Raw genomic sequence first — 21,175 nt, forward strand, 5'->3', positions numbered from 1 at the left:
GGTTCTCAGCATGAGCCGGGGAAAGGCGGGAATTAGCGACGTACTGCGATCGCTTCAATTTCAATTTTCACATCTTTCGGCAAGCGAGCCACTTCGACACAGGAACGCGCCGGAAAAGCCGCGTGATGTTCCGTGAAGAAGGCTTCGTAAGTGGCGTTGACGATAGCAAAATCCTGCAAATCTTTAACAAATACCGTCGTTTTCACAATATCACCGGTTTTCAGTCCAGCCGCTTCGACAATAGCTTTGACGTTTTCCAGCGATTGTCGGGTCTGGGCCGCAATATCACTGGCCACGCTACCGGTTTTCGGATCAACCGGGATCTGACCAGAAGTGATGATCATGCTACCCAGGTCAACACCCTGCACGTAAGGGCCAATCGCGGCAGGCGCATTTTCCGTGGTGATAATCTGAGACATAATTTCTCCTTAATTTAGATAATAAAAGCGTGTTTTCGCTGATTATTATAGAATCAGCGAGCCCGGAAATCATTAGTCAACCGGCCAGAACCACATAATATGAAAACTCTTTTTCACAGTATTTACACTTCAGTGCAATATCATCTTGACGTTTTTTCACCGCAAAGCAGGAAAAGACCGGTTCAGCATGGCTGATACAGTTACTGTTCGGGCAGTTCAGCACATTATCGATCCGCTCCGGCAGAACAGGATGGAATTTTTCGGTCACCTGATAGTTGTCGATATGATTCACCGTCGCCTGCGGCGCATACAGCGCGAGCTGATTAACCTGGTCGTTAGTCAGGAACGTATTTTCTATTTTCACCAGATCCTTGCGCCCCATTTCGTCTGACGGCAGATTCAGACCAATGGTGATACGCTGATCGGTTTCCGCCAGCCGGAAGAGAGTCAGTAATTTAACCCCCATCTGTGCCGGAATATGATCAATAACGGTGCCACATTTTATCGCTTCTACCTGCAATTTATTATCGTGCCTCATCGTGGTTCCTCTCATAGCTCCAGCTCTCTGTTAAGTACCAGCGCCAGTAACGCCTGGCGAGCAAAAATACCATTACCGGCCTGCTGGAAATACCAGGCATAAGGTGTTTTATCGACATCGGTAGCGATTTCGTCAACCCGTGGCAGTGGATGCAGCACCTTCATGGTATGACGCGCCGCGTTCAGATCGGCGGCATGCAGCACAAACTGTGCTTTGACATTGGCATATTCCGAGGGATCAAGGCGCTCTTTCTGTACCCGGGTCATATACAGAATATCAACATCTTCGATCACTTCATCGATGGCATTATGCCGACTCCATGTGATCCCTCTCTCGTCCAGCATGGTGCAAATAGAGTGTGGCATCGCCAGGGCATCAGGGGCGATAAAATAGAAACGGTTGCCTGTAAATTTCGCCAGCGCTTGTGCCAGCGAGTGTACAGTACGACCATATTTGAGATCGCCGACCATCGCGATATTAAGATGTTCCAGTCGTCCTTGTGTTTCCTGAATCGTGAACAGATCGAGCAATGTCTGGGTCGGATGCTGATTCGCGCCGTCACCTGCATTAAGTACCGGAATACCACGGGAAAATTCGGTTGCCAGCCGCGCGGCGCCTTCTTGTGGGTGGCGCATGACAATCGCGTCGACATAGGTACTGATGACCGAAATGGTATCCGCCAGGGTTTCCCCCTTTTTTCCCAGCGATGTGTTGTGACTATCAGAAAAGCCCACCACACTGGCGCCGAGGCGATGTATGGCCGTTTCGAATGACAAACGGGTACGGGTTGAGGCTTCAAAGAAACAGCTGGCCACCACTTTATGTCTGAGTAATTCTGGCTGTGGCGTGGCTTTCAGTTTTGCCGCTGTCATCAGCACCCGCTCAAGATCGGTACGACTAAGATCGTTTATGGAAATGATATGCTTTTGATATAGCGGATTAACCATCTTTATCTCCTGATATCAAGGCAAAAAAAAGCCCCTTCAAAAAGGGGCTACCTGAAATGGGTGAGATAACGCAGAAGAGAACGCAATACCGATGCCTGTTTTCAGGCGTAGCAGTATAAAATGTCGTGCTCTGTAAACCATATTACCTCCCGGAAAATCGGGCGGGATTATACGCAGATTAACTATTTATTCAAGTGATTAATATTCACTCTGACTTTCCCAGGGTAGCAACCATGACCGCTTTGATGGTATGCAGCCGGTTTTCTGCTTGATCAAAAACAATACTGGCTGGTGATTCGAACACTTCATCCGTCACTTCCATGCCTCCCTGTAAACCGAACTCCTCTGCTATCTTTTTACCAAGGGTGGTCTTTTCATCGTGAAACGCGGGTAAACAATGGAGAAATTTCACCTGGGGATTACCGGTTAATGCCATCATGTCACTGTTGACCTGATAGTCACGCAACAATGCCACACGTTCAGCCCATTTTTCTTTTGCTTCTCCCATCGAAACCCAGACATCGGTATAGATAAAATCAGCGCTCTTTACGCCACTGGCAATATCTTCTGTCAGGGTGATATCACCGCCGTTTTTCCGGGCCAGCGCCTGGCATTTCATCACCAGCTCGGCCTCTGGCCAGCAGGCTTTCGGTGCGACCAGGCGTAAATCTAATCCGGTGAGCGCCGCCGCTTCCAGCATGGAGTTTCCCATATTGTTGCGGGCATCGCCGACATAGACCAGAATCATTTCGTTCAATGCTTTGGCCGGTAAATGTTCCTGCATCGTCAGTAAATCAGCCAGCAATTGCGTCGGATGGTATTCATCCGTCAGGCCATTCCACACCGGCACACCGGAATAACGCGCGAGTGTCTCAACAACATCCTGTCCATAACCACGATATTGAATCGCATCATACATGCGTCCCAGCACACGAGCGGTATCCTTAATGGACTCTTTATGACCAATCTGATTCCCCCCCGAACCAAGATAAGTGGTGTGCGCCCCCTGATCAGCGGCCGCAACTTCGAAAGCGCAACGTGTACGGGTCGAATCTTTTTCAAAGATCAGCGCAATGTTTTTACCCATCAGACAGGGGGTCTCTTTCCCGTTTTTCTTGTTATTTTTCAATTTAGCCGCTAGCTCCAGCAGAATGGTGATATCTGCGGGGGTAAAATCAAGTAATTTCAGAAAATGCTGGTGATGAAAATCAGGCATAATTTCCTCGCATAGCTCAGGCTGTTAAATGAATTTAAATTCACTTTAAGTAAATTAATATTCATTTTCAAGCCTGGTGTAGAAATATTTTATTCAAGAGTAGAGGCAATCACAGTGGTGTGTGACAATAGATGCTACTCTGTCGTACATGAGAATTATTATGAGGAACGAACCATGGCAAACTCAGATCAACTGAAAGAGCAGCGTGAAGAGACCCGCTTAATTATTGAAGAATTGCTGGCGGACGGGAGTGATCCAGACGCTTTATATACCATTGAGCACCATCTTTCCGCTGATGATTTAGAAACATTAGAGAAAGTGGCTCTCGAAGCATTCCGCCTGGGTTACGAAGTGACCGAACCTGAAGAACTGGAGATTGAAGAAGATCAGGTGGTTATCTGTTGTGATATCGTTCGTGAAAGCGCGCTGCATGTCGATCTGATCGATACCCAGGTTGAGCAGCTACTGGATCTGGTAGAAAAATTCGATGTCATGTATGACGGCTGGGGGACTTACTATGAAGATCCCCATGGAGAAGATGATCATCAGGATGATGATAACGGAGATGGGGACGATATACGTCATTAAGGAGAGTGTCAGAAATTCTGTGGTGCGGTACGAGGCTGCTTCTGTGATTGTTTCAGCCCGTATGGAGTAAGAGGCGCAAAGAAACCCGCTGTCTTACCCGCGGTTCCCTACCCGACTGCGCGTTGAGAGTAATCCCAGGGTGCAAAGCCTCAGGGACAACGTCGCCACAGATTAACCGCAGGAGCGAGTGGTGCGGCTCAATCCGAAACTGTCAGCCGAAAGCGGTGAAGGCGCACAGGATGAGGGTAGGGTCAGCACAGGCAAATCCTGGGTATCGTCAGGCACAGAAAGCGCATTCGGAGCGCGGGTCAGGGAAGACAAGAAACTGGCAGCCGGAGGGCCCGGTAACGCTGAATCCGGAACGGGAAAAACAGGCAGCTTAAATTAAACAGGGGTGACAACTGTCTTGACATTTACCGCAGTACGATGACTGGCACCTGATAAAGTGAGTTTCAAGGCAGCAGTAGCGGTGAAGTGCGATCGCCAGGTTCTGGCACAACCCCCACACAATCAAAATCCAAAAAGATCAACCTGATGCTGGTCGCTCCGCCCCTGTTTTCTGGTGTACCTACCATGGGGGCATTAGTTTTTTTTGCCTGAATATTTGATTTATAGCCACTTATAGAAGAAAATCCACTCCCTTCATACGGATAAAAGGATTATTTCGAATGGCAATTCCAGCTTATTTATGGCTCAAAGATGATGGGGTTCCCAGGTAATGGGCTCTGTCGATGTTCAGAACCGAGACGGCAGCATAGAAATTCTGGGGTTTGGACACGGTATATTTTTGCCTACAGACTCATCGACAGGGAAAGTGACTGGCACACGCAAGCACAGCCCGATTACTTTTGAAAAGGAGTTCGACAGCTCTAGCCCGTACCTCTATAAAGCTGTCTCAACAGGTCAGACTCTGCAATCAGCAGAATTCAAATGGTACAAAATCGACCATGCAGGTCAGGAAGTCGAATACTTCAACATGCTGCTAGAAGGCGTGAAAGTGGTTGCGGTTTGCCCACTTATGTACGACTGCAAAAACCCGGCGACAGAAAAGCATAATCACCTTGAGTCTGTATCGTTGAGTTACGAAAAAATCACATAGAAGCACAACGACGGGAACATTATTTTCACTGACTCGTGGAATGACAGATGATTAGATGCACATTCAGGCTAAACGGTCAGAATATGTCTACTTTCAGTTGTCCTGGCGTGGGTTTTTTCCCTGCTTATTCGGGATATGCTGGTTCTACTCGAAACAACCCCAATGACATAGCAAAGCCGGAGGTCGGGCCACTACCTACAGGCCGTTATTATATTGTGAGTAGACCTACAGGCGGTAGCTTTCCGGGGCTGCGCGATTTTGTGTCGTCCGTTATCAGCGGTTCGGATCGTGATGTATGGTTTGCTCTGTATAAAGACGATGGCGATATAAACGATCACACGTTCATCGAGGGTGTGAAACGTGGCAATTTCCGCCTACACCCAGCGGGCTATGCAGGAATTTCAGAGGGCTGCATAACCTTTCCGGGCAGGTCACATTATGAGATTATTTATCAAGCACTGATGCACACAGCCACGTTTCATGTAAGCCCGTCATTAGTGGCTTATGGCACTGTACAGGTGTACTGATGAAAGTGTCTAAATTCGTGTTGTTGTGGGCGCTATTTGCCATTTCCTACATCGTCTTTTTTGTGCTGGTGTTTGCATTGTTTCCGGAGAGAGAAGTCTATTTTTTCATTCGGGAACGCTACGACATTTTCATAGAAGAAAACGTATGGGATAACTGGTTTATGTCGATAGTCCTGCTTCTGTCGCTGGTGATAAACATCGTTTTTATGTTCCTTTCTCTCGCTATTACGCAGCGATTGAGGCGCAGGAATAATTTACCATAACACCCGTTGCGCGCACCGACAGAAACGTTCTCAGGGCTGTTTTTAGCCCTGAGCCTTATAAAACACCTCTATCCTACACGAAAAACGCCTGAATCTCACCAGGAGAGTTTCAGAGGATGCGCATAGTTATGCACCCCGATCACTTAGCAACATCACCAGCAGGAAATCGCAGAAGGCGTCAGACTCCGTTCTGAAGGTTGTAGAAAATCACATCGTTGACGGTGCGGAGCATCTCACCCTCGTCGCCGACATAGTTTTTGTTCGCCGGAGTGGCCGAGAGCTGTACATTCCCTTTTTTACTTTGCGCCAGGTCAATAAAATGGCAAACATCCCGAATGCAGATACTATATATGGAGATTAAAATAAAAATAAGCACCATATATTGTATTAATGCGTCATAATAACATCCTCGCCGGACGCGCGCTGGACGCTGATGGCATCGGGATCACAAAGGCAGGTTGAGCGGCAATGACAGTAAAAAGCATGGCATCATCGCGAATAACTTTCTGCCTCTGTACATAACTCGCTCTCTAAAAGACTGGAGTAATCATGACACCGCATGTGATAAAACGTGATGGTTGTAAAGTCCCGTTTAAATCTGAACGGATTAAAGAAGCGGTTCTGCGAGCCGCGCAGGCATCAGGCGTTGATGATGCGGATTATTGTGCCAGCGTGGCAGACGCGGTCAGCCAGCAAATGCAGGCACATCAGCACGTTGATATCAACGATATCCAGACTGCGGTTGAGAATCAGTTGATGGCCGGGCCTTACAAACAACTGGCGCGCGCCTATATCGAATACCGTCATGATCGCGATATCGCTCGCGAAAAGCGCAGCCGCCTGAATCAGGAAATTCGCGGCCTGGTCGAACAGACCAACGCCTCTTTGCTCAATGAAAATGCCAACAAAGATAGCAAAGTTATCCCGACGCAGCGTGATTTACTGGCCGGTATTGTGGCTAAACACTATGCCCGTCAGCATCTGCTACCACAGGATGTTGTACAGGCCCATGAACGGGGAGAGATCCATTACCATGATCTGGACTATGCGCCTTTCTTCCCGATGTTCAACTGCATGTTGATCGATATTAACGGTATGCTGACCCACGGTTTTAAAATGGGGAACGCTGAAATTGAAACGCCGAAATCGATCTCTACCGCCACCGCCGTTACCGCACAGATTATCGCTCAGGTGGCCAGCCATATTTATGGTGGTACGACGATTAATCGTATTGATGAAGTGCTGGCTCCCTTTGTCAGTAAAAGTTTTGATAAGCATCGTAAAATAGCAGAAGAGTGGCAAATTCCCGACGCCGAAGGCTATGCGCGTTCTCGCACCGAAAAAGAGTGCTATGACGCTTTCCAGTCGCTGGAATATGAAGTTAATACCCTGCATACCGCCAATGGTCAGACGCCCTTTGTCACCTTTGGTTTTGGTCTTGGCACAAGCTGGCAATCTCGTCTGATTCAGCAATCCATTTTGCAGAATCGTCTGGCTGGACTGGGGAAAAATCGCAAGACGGCGGTATTCCCAAAACTGGTATTCACCATCCGCGATGGCCTGAACCACAAAGCTGGCGATGCCAACTATGATATAAAGCAACTGGCGCTGGCGTGTGCGAGTAAACGTATGTATCCGGATATCCTGAACTACGATCAGGTGGTAAAGATTACCGGTTCCTTTAAAACCCCGATGGGCTGTCGTAGTTTCCTGGGGGTATGGGAAAATGAACAGGGTGAGAAAATTCACGATGGCCGCAATAACCTTGGTGTTATCAGCCTCAATCTGCCACGTATTGCCCTCGAAGCAAAAGGTGACGAAAACGCTTTCTGGAAGCTGCTGGATAGCCGTCTGATACTGGCGCGTAAAGCCCTCATGACACGTATCGCGCGCCTTGAGGGCGTCAAAGCCCGTGTCGCGCCGATTCTCTATATGGAAGGTGCCTGCGGTGTGCGTCTGAAAGCGGATGATAATATCGCGGAGATCTTTAAAAATGGTCGGGCTTCTATTTCGCTCGGTTATATCGGCATCCACGAAACGATTAACGCGCTGTCTGGCAACCAGCATATTTATGATCATGAAATACTACGGCAAAAAGGGATCGCGATTGTTCAGTATCTGCGTGATGCGGTTGAACGCTGGAAAAACGAAACCGGCTATGGCTTCAGCCTATACAGCACACCGAGCGAAAATCTCTGTGATCGTTTCTGTCGTCTTGATATGGCGGAATTTGGGGTGATTAAAGGCGTGACCGACAAAGGTTACTATACCAATAGTTTCCATCTGGATGTCGAGAAAAAGGTCAATCCCTACGATAAGATTGATTTCGAAGCCCCTTATCCCCCTCTCGCCAACGGGGGATTCATTTGCTATGGCGAATATCCCAATATCCAGCATAACCTGAAAGCACTGGAGGATGTCTGGGATTATAGCTATCAGCATGTGCCCTATTATGGCACCAATACCCCCATCGACGAATGCTATGAGTGTGGCTTTAGCGGTGAATTTTCCTGCACCAGTAAAGGATTTACCTGTCCGAAATGTGGCAATCATGACGCCGCCAGAGTTTCGGTTACCCGGCGGGTGTGTGGTTACCTCGGCAGCCCGGATGCACGGCCATTTAATGCCGGTAAGCAGGAAGAAGTCAAACGGCGGGTCAAACATCTCTCCAGTGGACACCTCGGTTAATCTGCGCTGAATTAATATGAATTATCACCAGTATTATCCGGTGGATATCGTTAACGGGCCGGGTACACGTTGTACCCTGTTTGTCGCTGGCTGTGTTCATCAATGTCCCGGTTGCTATAACCAGAGTACCTGGCGGGTGGATTCCGGCAGGCCCTTCACGGCGGAACTGGCCGATCAGATCATCACTGACCTGAACGATACCCGCATCAAACGTCAGGGGATCTCTTTTTCTGGTGGTGATCCTCTGCACCCCCATAATCTGCCGGATATGCTTATGCTGATAAAGCGCATTCGCGCTGAATGTCCGGCGAAAGATATCTGGATGTGGACAGGTTATAAACTGGCGGAACTTAATCCGGCGCAAAATGAAGTGATCAGTCTGATCAATGTACTGGTAGATGGCAAATTTATCCAGGATTTAAAAGATCCCGCACTCATCTGGCGTGGCAGTAGCAATCAGGTAATACATCATCTGCAAATGGCAAGTAAAATAGCCTAATGGGATAGGCTCTAATGCTAACGGTTGCCTGGTTCAGCAGGCATACCGCGTATTCCTGATTTTTTGAATAACAGGATGTCATATATCACTGATAAAACAGGTTGATAGTGAATTTTATTTTCGAAAATAAAAAACTTGTCAACCTGCGACTAATGATAATGTTAGAGTAATGTTACGCCGCCCGGCACCATTCTTAGCAGATGCTGTTGTGGCCAGAATCGCGTCAGTTGTTGCTGATTTAACAGCCACTGTACACGCTCAAGATCATGCACCTCTCTGTTAACCAGCAAACCAACCACGCTGCCACTGTGCGCCACATTAAGGCCGTATAAATCACATGATTCAACGATCGATAACAGCCGGGTAAAGCCCGGTTTAGGTAACAGTTTCTGGCTGGCGATAGCGCTCAGCGTGGTGGCTTCGCCCATCAGAGAGGGACTCTGCTGAATGCAGGCTTGCTGTAACTTTTCCCATGCTTGCTGCAGTGTGGGAGCTGCGGCATATAATTCTGCCTGCCGGGGCAGACGGTGATAATCAGCGGTACGCAGTGTCTGTGGACTTTCAAGAATCAACAAATCAAGTGGTGGCGGGGTGCCACAGGGCAATTGCGTCGTAGCATGATGGTGATCAAACAGCGTTAACTGGTGAAAAATGGTACTGTCAGTGGGTTCGAGTGAGACACACAGTGCGGCCAGCGTGCGCTCATCCAGCTTTTCTCCCAGATAGTGGGCTGTTGCTACTGCGGTCGCAGCGATATCGGCGGTACTGCTGGCCATACCTTTCGCCAGCGGAATGGTCGAAGTGATATCGATACGAATCGCCTGACTTAATTGTTGGGGATAGTGCCAGTGGTGGAGTAGTTGGTTGACCATCGCGCGGGAAAGCGGGCGTTCATTAACACAGGGCGTGCCTGAACTGATTTCAACGGTGCTGTACCATCCCACTGGACAGGAGATAAGTTTTTCACTCCCCGAAATCCAGCCCTGGATAAGTTCACCACATGATGCAGGACATTGTGCAATGGCCATACGCTTCCCTTTTTTATTCGTCATCCGCAGGCATAGTGTCATGGCTATTGCACTATTACCATGATTTTTCTCATGTTCAGGCTTCTGGCGGTAGCCGAATGTCTCAGAAATCAGCGGCGGCGTGAAAAGTCATCCGATTGCCGGATAGCGGATGAGTGATGATCAATTGTTCAGCGTGTAACAGCAGCCGGGGAGCGCGTGCCAGTGCTGGCGGTGGCGCATAAAAGCGGTCACCGAGAATAGGGTGACCGATCGCCAGCATATGCACCCGTAGCTGGTGTGAGCGCCCGGTGATGGGCTTCAGTTGCAGACGCGCACTGTTATCATCGTGATACGCCAGAACCTCATATTCTGTCTGCGCCGCTTTGCCGGTCTCATGGCAGACTTTTTGTTTCGGTCGGTTCGGCCAGTCGCAGATCAGCGGCAGATCCACCCGCCCGGAAGCTTTCTGCGGGTGGCCCCAGACACAGGCAACATACTGTTTCTGCGGTTCACGCTGGCGAAACTGGCGTTTGAGTTCGCGTTCCGCCTGTTTGCTTAAGGCGACCACCATCACGCCGCTGGTTGCCATATCGAGGCGATGGACGGACTCTGCCTGTGGAAAATCGCGCTGGATGCGCGTTATAACGCTGTCTCTATGCTCCGCCTGTCGTCCCGGCACTGACAACAAGCCCGCAGGCTTGTTGACGACCATAATATCTGCATCCTGGTAGAGGATAACCAGCCAGGGAAGCTGGGGGGGATTGTAGTTTTCCATCGCCATCTTGCTGTTCCGTTACTGGTGAGTGACGACAATTAACCGCAAGGCATCAAGACGCCAGCTGGCCTCCGCCAGCGCCGCCATCACCTGCTGGCGGTTGTCTTCGATGGCAGACAGTTCATCATCACGAATGTTCGGATTAATGGTTTTCAGCGCTTCCAGACGGGACAGCTCTGCCGACAGTTTATCATCCGCTTCCTGACGCGCGGCACTGATCAGCGTCTGGGCGATATCTGCCATTTGTGCATCACCGGACTGTAACAGCGCATGCGTTTCGGCTTGTACCGCATTGATGAGCTTACTGCCGGTATGGCGGTTGACGGCGCTTAACTGACGGTTAAAGCTTTCAAACTCCACCTGACTGGCGAGGTTATTGCCATTTTTATCCAGTAAGATCCGTACCGGGGTGGCGGGCAGGAAGCGATTAAGCTGCAACTGTTTCGGTGCCTGCGCTTCAACCACATAAATCAGCTCCAGTAACAGTGTGCCTACCGGTAACGCTTTGTTTTTCAGTAGCGCGATAGTGCTGCTGCCGGTATCGCCGGAAAGGATCAGATCGAGGCCGTTGAGGATCAGCGGATGTTCCCAGGTGATAAACTGGGCATCTTCACGGGACAGCGCAATGTTACGATCAAAGGTGATGGTACAGCCATCTTCAGGCAGGCCAGGGAAGTCGGGCACCAGCATATGATCAGACGGTGTCAGGACAATCAGATTGTCACCGCGATCATCCTGGTTAATACCAATAATATCAAACAGACTCATGGCAAAAGTGATCAGCGCGACATCGTCATCCTGGGCGGCAATCGTCTGCGCCAGCGCCTGCGCTTGCTCACCACCGTTAGAGTGGATCTCCAGTAAACGATCACGTCCCTGCTCAAGTTGGGCTTTCAGAACATCGTATTGCTGGCGACAGGATTTAATCAGCTCAGCGAAACCGTCGTCATTTTCCGGGGAGGCGAGATAGTTTATCAGTGAGTGATGCACCTGTTCGTAAATGGTGCGGCCAACGGGACAGGTATGTTCAAACGCATCCAGCCCTTCGTGATACCAGCGCACCAGCACCGATTGTGCGGTATTGTCCAGATACGGCACATAGATTTGGATATCATGTACCTGGCCAATACGGTCAAGACGACCGATACGCTGCTCAAGGAGATCCGGATTGAACGGCAGATCGAACATCACCAGTTGGCTGGCAAACTGAAAGTTACGCCCTTCGGAGCCAATTTCTGAGCACAACAGCACTTGCGCACCGGTATCCTCCTCGGCAAACCATGCTGCAGCCCGATCACGTTCAATGATCGACATCTCTTCATGAAAGACCGTTGCGCGGATACCTTCACGCTCGCGCAGAACCTGTTCCAGTTGCAGCGCAGTGGCGGCGTGTGCGCAAATCACCAGCACTTTTTGCGAACGATGGCTGGTCAGATAATCCCTCAGCCATGTGACACGGGGGTCGAAATTCCACCATGTGCCACTATCGCCTTCAAATGCCTGATAAATTTGTTCCGGATAGAGCATATCATGGGCACGTTGCTCGGTGATTTTACCTGCACTCATCAGCGTCGCGACTTTCATCGCTGTTTGATACTGGGGGGGCAGCGGTAAGCGAATGGTATGCAATTCACGCTGCGGGAAGCCTTTAACACCATGACGGGTGTTGCGGAACAGAACACGACTGGTGCCGTGGCGATCCATTAACAGCGTGATCAGTTGCTGGCGTGCGAGATGGGCGTCATCATGATCGCTGTTCGCTGCCTGGAGTAACGGTTCAATATCCTGTTCGCCCACCAGATCGCTCAGGGTATTGAGTTCGTCATTATTGAGTTTTTTGCCTTCCAGTAACAGGGCGACCGCATCAGCGACCGGACGATAATTTTGTTGCTCCTGGACAAACTGATTAAAATCGTGGAAACGGCTGGGGTCGAGCAGACGCAGACGGGCAAAGTGGCTCTCCATGCCCAGCTGCTCCGGCGTGGCGGTTAATAGCAGCACGCCGGGGATCTGTTCGGCCAGTTGCTCAATCGCCTGATATTCGCGACCCGGTGCCGCTTCACTCCATGTCAGATGATGCGCTTCGTCGACGATCATTAGATCCCATTGGGCGTCGGTCAGCTGTGCAAGGCGTGCTTTGTTGCGACAGGCGAAATTCAGGGAACAGATAACCAGTTGCTCGCTTTCGAAGGGATTGTCAATATCGTTGCTGGCTTCGGTGTAGCGCTCATCATCGAACAGTGAGAAGCGGAGATTGAAACGACGCAACATCTCCACCAGCCATTGATGTTGCAGGGTCTCAGGCACGATGATCAGCACGCGGGTGGCCGCGCCGGAGAGCAACTGTTGATGGAGGATCATCCCGGCTTCGATAGTCTTGCCGAGGCCGACTTCATCCGCCAGCAGGACACGCGGCGCATGGCGGCGACCGACATCATGCGCGATGTGCAGCTGATGTGGGATCAGGCTGGTGCGTTGCCCGCGCAGGCCACTCCACGGCATCCGGTATTGCTCACTTTGATGTTTGCGTGCGCGATAGCGCAGCGCAAACCGATCCATGCGATCAATCTGCCCGGCAAATAAGCGATCCTGGGGTTTACTGAATACCAGCTTGCTATCCAGTAACACTTCACGTAACGCGATGTGAGTCTCTTCGGTATCCAGCCGCGTCCCGATGTAGGTCAGCAATCCCTCTTGTTCACTAATGTCATCAACCCGCAGTTGCCAGCCCTCATGGCTGGTGATGATATCTCCGGGATTAAACATCACACGGGTGATGGGGGAGTCATGACGCGCGTACAGGCGATTTTCGCCGATGGCCGGGAAAAGCAGGGTCACGGTACGTGAGTCCAGTGCAACGACCGTTCCCAGCCCCAGTTCGCTCTCGGTATCACTAATCCAGCGTTGACCAGGTTTAAAAGGCATATCTATTCGACTCTTGAATTCTGAAATGGGGCAAAGGTTATTCACACCAGAGGGATAATGATGGATTTCTGGGGCGAAAAGGGCGCTATGGTACTGAATGCTGAAGTGATAGTCACCTGTCAAAATAACCCTAACTGACCTGTTGCTATTGTAGCAAAATCATCATTGAGCAGGGGAAGTATTCCTTCAGCAATCGGCTGCAATTGTTTTTCCAGATAGTGGTTATAATCAAGCGCTGATTGCTGATAATCCACCGGTTCTGGGCCGTTAAGTGTCCAGACATAACATATGTTACCACGTTGTTGATATTGTGGCGGACGCCCCAGCCTGATATTTTGCTCATCGGCCAGTCTGGCGGCGCGCACGTGTGGCGGCACATTGCGCTGATACTCCGCCAGCGGACGACGCAGCCGCTTACGGTAGATAAGCTGATCATCCAGCTCCCCGCGCATCAGTTGCGCGATAGTCTGGCGAATATAGGCCTGATAGGGTTGATTGTGGAAAATACGCCAGTAGAGCGCCTGCTGAAATTGTTGCGCCAGCGGCGTCCAGTCGGTACGCACCGTCTCCAGCCCTTTAAAGACCATCCGTTGGGTATCGCCCTGCTGAATCAGCCCTGCATAGCGTTTCTTGCTGCCAATATCGGCACCGCGAATGGTGGGCATAAAAAAGCGACAAAAATGGGTTTCAAACTCCAGTTCCAGCGCACTGGTAAGCTGCTCCCGCGCCAGCTCTGTCGCCCACCATTGATTAACGTAACTGACCAGTTGGTTGCCGATATGGGCAGCTTCTTCTTCATCATGACGACGTTTGAGCCAGACGAAAGTGGAATCGGTGTCACCATAGATAACGTCATAGCCTTGCGAGGCGATCAGCGCCTGGGTCTGGCGCATAATCGCATGGCCGCGCAGCGTAATCGATGACGCCAGACGGGGATCGAAAAAACGACAGGCCGGGGTGCCGAGTACGCCATAAAAAGCATTCATGATGATTTTCAGCGCCTGGGCGAGCGGCTGATTATGCTGACGTTTCGCTTCGTCGCGACTGTGCCAGATTTGGCTGATGATCGCTGGCAGACAGTGATGTTGCCGGGAAAAATGCGCGCCCAGAAACCCCGCCACGCTGTGGTCACTGTCCGGTTGGGCCATGCCTGCAATTAGCCCGATGGGGTCGATCAAAAAGGTACGAATAATCGAGGGGTAGAGGCTTTTATAATCCAGTACCAGTACAGAATCATACAGGCCCGGGCGTGAGTCCATGACGTAACCTCCGGGGCTGGCTTGTGGCGTCACTTCCCCCGGATTGGGCGCCACATAGCCCATGCGATGCATGCGTGGAAAATAGAGATGACTGAACGCGGCGACAGAACCGCCGTGGCGATCGACAGGCAGACCATTAACCGTTGCCCGTTCCAGCAGAAACGGCATGATTTCGGTGGTGTGAAAGATACGGGTCACCAGCTGACAATCCTGGAGATTGTAACGGGCCAGCGCCGTTTTATCCTCATGAAAACGGCGCTCGATCTCATCCAGTCGTTGCCACGGATTATCTATCGCTTTGCCTTCACCAAGCAGCTCGCGCGCTACCGCTTCGAGCGCAAAAGAGGAAAAGCGCCAGAATGCGGATTTCAATGCTTCGATACCATCGATAATTAACCGCCCCGGAGCCTGGGCGAAAAACACCCCAGGCTTGAAACCGTGCTCCCGCCACTCCAGAGGCGTATTTCCCCGGCCAAGCTGGAGCGGAATACGATAACGTTCGGCATGTTGCTGCAAAATGCGTAAATCGAACTGGATAAGATTCCAGCCAATCAGGACATCCGGATCGTGGAGCGCAAACCACGCATTCAGTTTTTCCAGCAGTTGTGGACGGCTGGCAACGTACTCTAACTGAAAATCGACGGTCACCGTGGGCGGGGTCGGCGGCCCCAGCATATAGACGACCCGCTGCCCGCACCCCTCCAGACCTATGCAGTACAGTTCACCGTGGCGGCTGGTTTCAATATCCAGCGAGACCCACTTTAGCGTAGGCCGGTAGTGGGGATGGGGTTTCATCCTCGCATTGATCAGTTGCTGCGACCCACGCTTCTCTCCCTCGACCCAGACTGGCGCAGTAATAAAACGCTCCATCAGATAGCGTTCGGGGGGACGGATGTCGGCTTCATACACGCAGATGCCGTTATCACGCAGCTTTTTTTCGATATGCATTAACTGACGGTGAGTACGGCAATAAAGGCCAAAAACGGGCTGATGATGAAAATCCTGTAAACTAAGTGCAGCGAAGCGCAGATTTCTTTCGCCCCGCAGCAGACGCTCCACCCGTGGCCGTTGATTTTGCGGAATAAACATCACCGACTCCTGTGCTGGCAGGATAACCTGTAGCGGGCCATCATCAGTAGCCAGCCAGAAAGATAGCTCGCTACCCTGTGGGGTATCGCGCCAGTGACGGGTCAGTAAAAAGCCTTCTCGTGGCTGGATCACGCCATGCTCTCATCAAATAAAACCTGGCCTGATTTTGACATCCTCCACGCCCTAAAGCACGCGGATTTCTGCTGTCTAAAGGTAACCCGAGCAGGTTTAGGGTAAGGGGCAGAACTCTGAAGGGCGCGGCTTAACAATGTTTGGCGGACTGCGTGACATTAAATCCGGATCGGGATCGGGGAAAACAAATAGCTTGTGATTTTTGTTAAATGTTAGGGTGGGTCCCGTAACTATTTTTTGTACAATCTGGTATCCTCTTAGTTCACGCAACAAGTAGAACTTAGGCGCGATAGCCATATGGACTTGCTCGTGGTAAAGTGTGGTGAGCATTTTAAGAAGTGTAAAGAGAACCAGTTTAATCACGGTCATAATATTCTCCCAATACCCAATGGCAGTGTCTCGGGATATTCCGGTGATAGCGTTACCGTTTGCTCACCGCGCGCTTTTTTAACAGCTTTCTGCCCGTGCGCCAGCCAGTAATCCCACCCGCTATCGCCATCGGCGGGGTTCCGAAGAAGATAATTGCAAAATTTTTCGACATCTGATCTTCGCCCATAACGGGGCCAACCAAAACATCACAAACAGAGGGATAACGCCAGAAAACAGGTGATGCCGAGAAGAGCAAAGAAAACGACTCTGTAAATCATTCTGTGTAACTGCCACCGTATTACCGTATTAAAGGTGCCCGCTCAGGCGATCACCAAACTCAATAATAAAACGACTCATTGCCAGTCGCCAGTTCTGGATCGGCATACTCCATTTTTTTGAGGCTGACTGGATTGCCAGATAAATCACTTTCCGTACTGAGTCGTCTGTCGGGAACATCTTTCGTTTCTTTATCGCCTGACGGATCACACTGTTCAGCAATTCAATGGCATTGGTGGTGTAGATGACTTTGCGGATATCGGGCGGATAACCGAAGAACGTATTGAGATTTTCCCAGTGCGCACGCCAGCTCTTACTGATTTGTGGGTATTTCTCATCCCATTCGCTGGCAAACTTATCCAGTGCCATCAGTGCCGCTTCCTCTGTGGCAGCCTGATACACCGCTTTCAGGGCACCGGTAACGGCTTTGTAGTCCTTCCACGATACGTATTTCAGACTGTTGCGTACCATGTGAATGATGCACAACTGGACATGGGTCTGCGGGTAAACACTGTTGATGGCATCCGGAAAGCCCTTCAGGCCGTCCACACAGGCAATCAGGATATCCTGAAGTCCCCGGTTTTTCAGCTCTGTCAGGACACTGAGCCAGAATTTTGCCCCTTCGTTTTCAGCCAGCCACATACCCGGCAGTTCCTTATGACCTGAGGTATTAATACCCAGCGCGAGGAACACGGCTTTGTTAATCACGCTGCCATTATGACGGACTTTTACGAAAATACAGTCAAGGTAAACAATGGGATACAGGGCATCCAGCGGGCGGTTTTGCCATTCGATAACCTGTTCTTTCACCGCATCAGTGACTTTAGATATCAGAGTAGGTGACATATCCGCATCATATATTTCCTTAAATGTATCAACGATTTCACGTGTGGTCATGCCTCTGGCATACCGGGACAAAATCTGGCTGTCCATCTGTGTGATACGGGTCTGGTTCTTCTTAATAAGCTGAGGTTCAAAGGTATTTTCGCGGTCACGTGGCGTACTGATTTCAATCTGGCCATCGTCGGCATACTGCCACTGTGTGACCTGGCCCTGCGGGTCGCGCCAGGCGGTGAGCCTTTGCCAGCGGTCGTAGCTGAAGGTTTCCGTGCCGCCGTCAGGGTGAGTGATTTTCACCACCCGGCCATCCTGACGATGAAGCATCTGCGTGCGGTTGCCTGCGGCGTCAGTCTGCTCCTCAGCCAGCCATGACGGTCATAGTCATACGTGGTGGTGCGACCACTGCAGTCAGTGTGACGGGTGACCAGCCCGGCACTGTTGTAAGTGAGACGCTGAATACCGGAAGCGGCATCGCAAATCCGGGTCAGGTTGCCCTGGTCAGAAACAGGCCAGCTCGCCTGCCAGCCGGTGAGCTGTCAGCATATGCTGCTGGTAGCGGAATTCGCGCAGTACTGCTCCCTGGCCATTGCGCACCGCGATAAGGTCGCCCTCTGACGAGTAGTCATACTGGCACAGCCTGTCGGCGCTGAGCGGGTCGGAGGGGTGGCAGACGCTAACCCCGGTGATGCGCTCAACAGTGCCACCATTCGTCAGCGACAGGGAGGAAAATTCAATCAAAAAGCGCCGCCCGGCGCTGTCGGTTATCTGCTCTGGCTGATTGCGGCTGTTGTAGTCAATGGTCAGGCGGTTTTCATTGCGGTCAGTGATTGCGGACAGCAGCCAGTGGCCTGGCCGGGGCTGATGGCTGAAGTGCCAGTGGCGGGATTCATCGGCGGCGCAGATGCAGACCGTGTCTTCCTCAGGTCGGCTGACCTTCAGCTGTTCATAACGATTCATCACCGGCAGTTCGCCGGGTGGCGGACAGGGGAAGCGGATATCCCAGCCCTGTTCGTCAGTGAATATCAGCATATCATCCTGCTGACGCACACTCAGCGACAGTGGCAGAAACCAGCCCTGACCCAGCCAGCCGTTGCTGATTTCATCCGAGAAGTAGTAACGCTGCCATGTCAGGGGTATCGCGGCCGGAAAGTCAAAGTCGTTATCCTCATCGCCATACAACACCTTGATGCCCAGAATCGCGTTAACCGGGTGGCCAGTCAGTGGCGACAGTGGCTCTGCCGGGATTTTGCAGGGCTCGCTCTTGCGGCTGTTGCGACTCTGATGGCTGCCGCCCTTTTCACTGCCTGCTTTTTTGGCGCTGAGGGTATGACTGGCACTTTTTCCGGCTGCCCGGCTTTCAGCTTTTACCGCCGTCTTTTCTGCCTGGAGTGCGGTTTTCTCCACCGCTTTCACCGCACTGGTTTTACCGAGCGCCTTATTAATCCGGGCGGCCATTTTGCCAGCTTTAAATATGCCGCCCGCGCCGGGAACAAGGTTGACTACTGCCGAAGTGGCTGACAGCGCTGCCTGACCATACTCCCCTTCGGCGGTATAGATAACCGCGTTAACCCCATCAGCCAGAATGCCCACCACCGGCACCGCGCCGATGATATCGAGCCCGCTGTGAACCATCTCGCCCCATTCGGCTCACCAGTCGTTCTTCACCGGCGGATTAGCGCTGCCGCCATCGACCGTGCCGAGCGGCGGCAGCACATACTGCAGTTTTTCGATGGTGTTGCCTTTTCTCATGGCCGTTCCTTGTGATCAAAGAGGTGATTAATAAGCAAGGATGATGGATTTTGATGGTCTGAGTCTGCCACAGGGGGCGATATATTGCTATCGGATTGAATAATGAGGAATGCAACAATTATTCATTTTTAATTACCACCGCGCGTGGCAGGCTTTACCGTATAACCCCGGAATCGGCTATCTGCTATGGTGGCGGATACAGTTATCCGTCACCATAGCCTCACTGGATCTAAATCTACCGTCAGTGGCTTAGCTCCGTAATCCTCTCCCCTGCTTGATCCAGTACCAGCACAACGCATAGAAAATCACGATAAAGACAATTAACACACCAAATGTTGTCGCCAGCGGCACATCATCGACACCAAGAAAACCGTAACGGAAACCACTTATCATATAGACAATCGGGTTGAGGTGGGACAGAGTCTGCCAGAACGGTGGTAATAACGTCAGAGAGTAGAATACCCCGCCAAGATAGGTTAATGGTGTTAATACAAAAGTCGGAATCAAACTGATATCGTCAAATGTTTTGGCAAAAATGGCGTTCAGTAATCCGGCCAGTGAAAAGAGTATCGCGGTCAGGACCAGGGTCAGCCCGACAAACAGCCAGGAATGTACCTGGAATGGAACAAAAAATAACGACACGCCGGTGACCAGAATGCCAACACAAAGCCCACGGACTACACCACCACCGACATAACCGATAATAATGACATCGGTCGGCACCGGCGCGACCAGCAGTTCTTCAATATTACGGAGATATTTAGCGCTAAAGAAAGAGGAGGAGACATTGGCGTAAGCATTGGTGATTACCGCCATCATTATCAGCCCCGGAACAATAAACTGCATGTAGGAAAAGCCGTGCATTTCCCCAATCCGCGCACCGATTAAATTACCAAAAATAATAAAATAGAGCGTCATGGTAATAACCGGTGGTACCAGCGTCTGGATCCAAATTCGCATAAACCGGTGGATCTCTTTTTTCCAGATACTTTTCAGCGCCACCCAGTAAAGTTGCATCATGCTGATTCTCCTTCCTTGTCCTGCAATAATGTGACAAACAACTCTTCCAGTCGGTTGGCTTTATTACGCATACTTAACACCTGTACTCCCTGGGAATTTAACTGTGCAAAGACACTGTTAATCCCCTGTTCACGCAAGACTTCGACCTCCAGGGTCGAGTTATCCACCATGCGATAGTGATAACCTTCCAGTGCCGGAAGCGGGCTGTTCGCCGCCAGATCGAGAATAAAGGTTTCTGATTGCAGTTTCGCCAGTAGCGCTTTCATTGAGGTATTTTCCACCAGCTCCCCATGCTGGATAATGCCGATGTTACGGCACAGCATTTCTGCCTCTTCCAGATAGTGGGTGGTCAGGATAATCGTGGTGCCTTGATCATTGAGATTTTTAAGGAACCCCCACATTGAACGCCGAAGTTCAATATCCACCCCGGCTGTTGGTTCATCCAGGATCAGCAATTTAGGTTCATGCATCAGTGCGCGGGCGATCATCAGGCGACGTTTCATGCCACCCGACAACATGCGCGCCGATTCATGACGTTTTTCCCACAAGCTCAGCTGTGTTAAATATTTTTCGCTTCTGACAAGTGCTTCTTTATATTCAACACCATAATAGCCCGCCTGGTTAATAACGATTTGCTGGACTGTCTCAAATGGATTGAAGTTGAACTCCTGCGGCACCAGGCCAAGCTGGCGTTTCGCATTCACCACTTCCTTTTGTAAATCGTAGCCAAACACGCTGACCTCACCCGAGGTTTTATTCACCAGCGAACTGATAATCCCTATCGTGGTCGATTTCCCCGCGCCATTAGGGCCAAGCAGGGCATAAAAATCGCCTGCCTTGACCTGTAGATCGATACCGCGTAGCGCCTGTACACCGCCCGGGTAAGTTTTGGTCAGTTGTTTTAGTTGCAAAGCAATGGTCATTAACTATCTCTTCTTGTGCCATGA

At 50.8% G+C, this 21,175-nt stretch carries 17 protein-coding genes and 3 pseudogenes; 7 read left to right on the top strand and 13 right to left on the bottom strand.

The genetic code is table 11. The features are described from left to right. Nucleotides 1-32: 32 nt before the first annotated feature. The 4 genes from ridA to argF form a co-directional block, all read right to left on the bottom strand. Nucleotides 33-419 (bottom strand): 2-iminobutanoate/2-iminopropanoate deaminase, encoded by a 387-nt coding sequence (gene ridA / locus PT300_14215; protein ID MDF7681674.1) that lies wholly within the window; start codon nucleotides 417-419, stop codon nucleotides 33-35. A gap of 76 nt (nucleotides 420-495) precedes the next feature. Beyond that, a complete protein-coding gene (gene pyrI, locus PT300_14220; GenBank protein ID MDF7681675.1) occupies nucleotides 496-957 on the bottom strand; it encodes an aspartate carbamoyltransferase regulatory subunit in 462 nt (153 codons plus the stop codon). Between the two features lie 11 nt (nucleotides 958-968). After that, the gene (gene pyrB, locus PT300_14225) at nucleotides 969-1,904 is read right to left on the bottom strand and encodes an aspartate carbamoyltransferase (GenBank protein ID MDF7681676.1); all 936 of its coding nucleotides are present in this window, start codon (nucleotides 1,902-1,904) and stop codon (nucleotides 969-971) included. A gap of 205 nt (nucleotides 1,905-2,109) precedes the next feature. After that, a complete protein-coding gene (gene argF / locus PT300_14230) occupies nucleotides 2,110-3,120 on the bottom strand; it encodes an ornithine carbamoyltransferase (GenBank protein ID MDF7681677.1) in 1,011 nt (336 codons plus the stop codon). Nucleotides 3,121-3,294: 174 nt separating this feature from the next. Between argF and rraB the strand changes: the two genes are divergently transcribed. The 7 genes and pseudogenes from rraB to nrdG all read left to right on the top strand — a co-directional run bounded on the left by rraB (nucleotide 3,295) and on the right by nrdG (nucleotide 8,784). After that, nucleotides 3,295-3,708: a ribonuclease E inhibitor RraB gene (gene rraB / locus PT300_14235; GenBank protein ID MDF7681678.1), complete on the top strand. Its 414-nt coding sequence runs from the start codon at nucleotides 3,295-3,297 to the stop codon at nucleotides 3,706-3,708. 239 nt (nucleotides 3,709-3,947) lie between these two features. After that, the gene (locus tag PT300_14240; protein ID MDF7681679.1) at nucleotides 3,948-4,091 is read left to right on the top strand and encodes a hypothetical protein; all 144 of its coding nucleotides are present in this window, start codon (nucleotides 3,948-3,950) and stop codon (nucleotides 4,089-4,091) included. Between the two features lie 285 nt (nucleotides 4,092-4,376). Continuing rightward, nucleotides 4,377-4,807, top strand: a pseudogene (gene tssD, locus PT300_14245) (type VI secretion system tube protein TssD). A gap of 47 nt (nucleotides 4,808-4,854) precedes the next feature. Then, complete coding sequence (locus PT300_14250) at nucleotides 4,855-5,334, top strand: DUF2778 domain-containing protein (GenBank protein ID MDF7681680.1); 480 nt, start codon at nucleotides 4,855-4,857, stop codon at nucleotides 5,332-5,334. Next, nucleotides 5,334-5,597 carry a hypothetical protein gene (locus tag PT300_14255; GenBank protein MDF7681681.1) on the top strand — a complete coding sequence of 88 codons (264 nt, stop codon included), beginning with the start codon at nucleotides 5,334-5,336 and terminating at the stop codon, nucleotides 5,595-5,597. Before PT300_14250 ends, PT300_14255 begins: the two co-directional genes overlap by 1 nt. 549 nt (nucleotides 5,598-6,146) lie before the next feature. Next, on the top strand, nucleotides 6,147-8,285 hold the full coding sequence (gene nrdD / locus PT300_14260) for an anaerobic ribonucleoside-triphosphate reductase (GenBank protein ID MDF7681682.1): 2,139 nt from the start codon (nucleotides 6,147-6,149) through the stop codon (nucleotides 8,283-8,285). 16 nt (nucleotides 8,286-8,301) lie between these two features. After that, nucleotides 8,302-8,784 carry an anaerobic ribonucleoside-triphosphate reductase-activating protein gene (gene nrdG, locus PT300_14265; GenBank protein MDF7681683.1) on the top strand — a complete coding sequence of 161 codons (483 nt, stop codon included), beginning with the start codon at nucleotides 8,302-8,304 and terminating at the stop codon, nucleotides 8,782-8,784. Between the two features lie 161 nt (nucleotides 8,785-8,945). Here the strand turns inward: nrdG and PT300_14270 are convergent, their stop codons facing one another. From PT300_14270 to PT300_14310, 9 genes and pseudogenes are all read right to left on the bottom strand, one after another. Then, a complete protein-coding gene (locus PT300_14270) occupies nucleotides 8,946-9,812 on the bottom strand; it encodes an L-threonine kinase (GenBank protein ID MDF7681684.1) in 867 nt (288 codons plus the stop codon). Nucleotides 9,813-9,915: 103 nt separating this feature from the next. Next, nucleotides 9,916-10,575 (bottom strand): bifunctional tRNA pseudouridine(32) synthase/23S rRNA pseudouridine(746) synthase RluA, encoded by a 660-nt coding sequence (rluA, locus tag PT300_14275; protein MDF7681685.1) that lies wholly within the window; start codon nucleotides 10,573-10,575, stop codon nucleotides 9,916-9,918. A 12-nt stretch (nucleotides 10,576-10,587) separates the two neighbouring features. Beyond that, the gene (rapA, locus tag PT300_14280) at nucleotides 10,588-13,494 is read right to left on the bottom strand and encodes an RNA polymerase-associated protein RapA (GenBank protein MDF7681686.1); all 2,907 of its coding nucleotides are present in this window, start codon (nucleotides 13,492-13,494) and stop codon (nucleotides 10,588-10,590) included. A gap of 119 nt (nucleotides 13,495-13,613) precedes the next feature. Then, nucleotides 13,614-15,974, bottom strand: a complete 2,361-nt coding sequence (gene polB, locus PT300_14285) for a DNA polymerase II (protein ID MDF7681687.1) — start codon at nucleotides 15,972-15,974, stop codon at nucleotides 13,614-13,616. A 675-nt stretch (nucleotides 15,975-16,649) separates the two neighbouring features. Then, nucleotides 16,650-17,642 (bottom strand): annotated as a pseudogene (locus PT300_14290) (IS256 family transposase). Between the two features lie 24 nt (nucleotides 17,643-17,666). Then, nucleotides 17,667-17,783 (bottom strand): annotated as a pseudogene (locus PT300_14295) (RHS repeat protein). A 174-nt stretch (nucleotides 17,784-17,957) separates the two neighbouring features. Next, nucleotides 17,958-19,091 (bottom strand): DUF6531 domain-containing protein, encoded by a 1,134-nt coding sequence (locus PT300_14300; GenBank protein MDF7681688.1) that lies wholly within the window; start codon nucleotides 19,089-19,091, stop codon nucleotides 17,958-17,960. 366 nt (nucleotides 19,092-19,457) lie between these two features. Beyond that, the gene (locus tag PT300_14305; protein ID MDF7681689.1) at nucleotides 19,458-20,228 is read right to left on the bottom strand and encodes an ABC transporter permease; all 771 of its coding nucleotides are present in this window, start codon (nucleotides 20,226-20,228) and stop codon (nucleotides 19,458-19,460) included. Next, on the bottom strand, nucleotides 20,225-21,151 hold the full coding sequence (locus PT300_14310; protein ID MDF7681690.1) for an ABC transporter ATP-binding protein: 927 nt from the start codon (nucleotides 21,149-21,151) through the stop codon (nucleotides 20,225-20,227). Before PT300_14310 ends, PT300_14305 begins: the two co-directional genes overlap by 4 nt. Nucleotides 21,152-21,175 lie beyond the last annotated feature (24 nt).

This window comes from Enterobacteriaceae bacterium ESL0689, from assembly GCA_029433525.1.
In the GTDB taxonomy this organism is placed as follows: Bacteria; Pseudomonadota; Gammaproteobacteria; order Enterobacterales; family Enterobacteriaceae; genus JAQTIF01.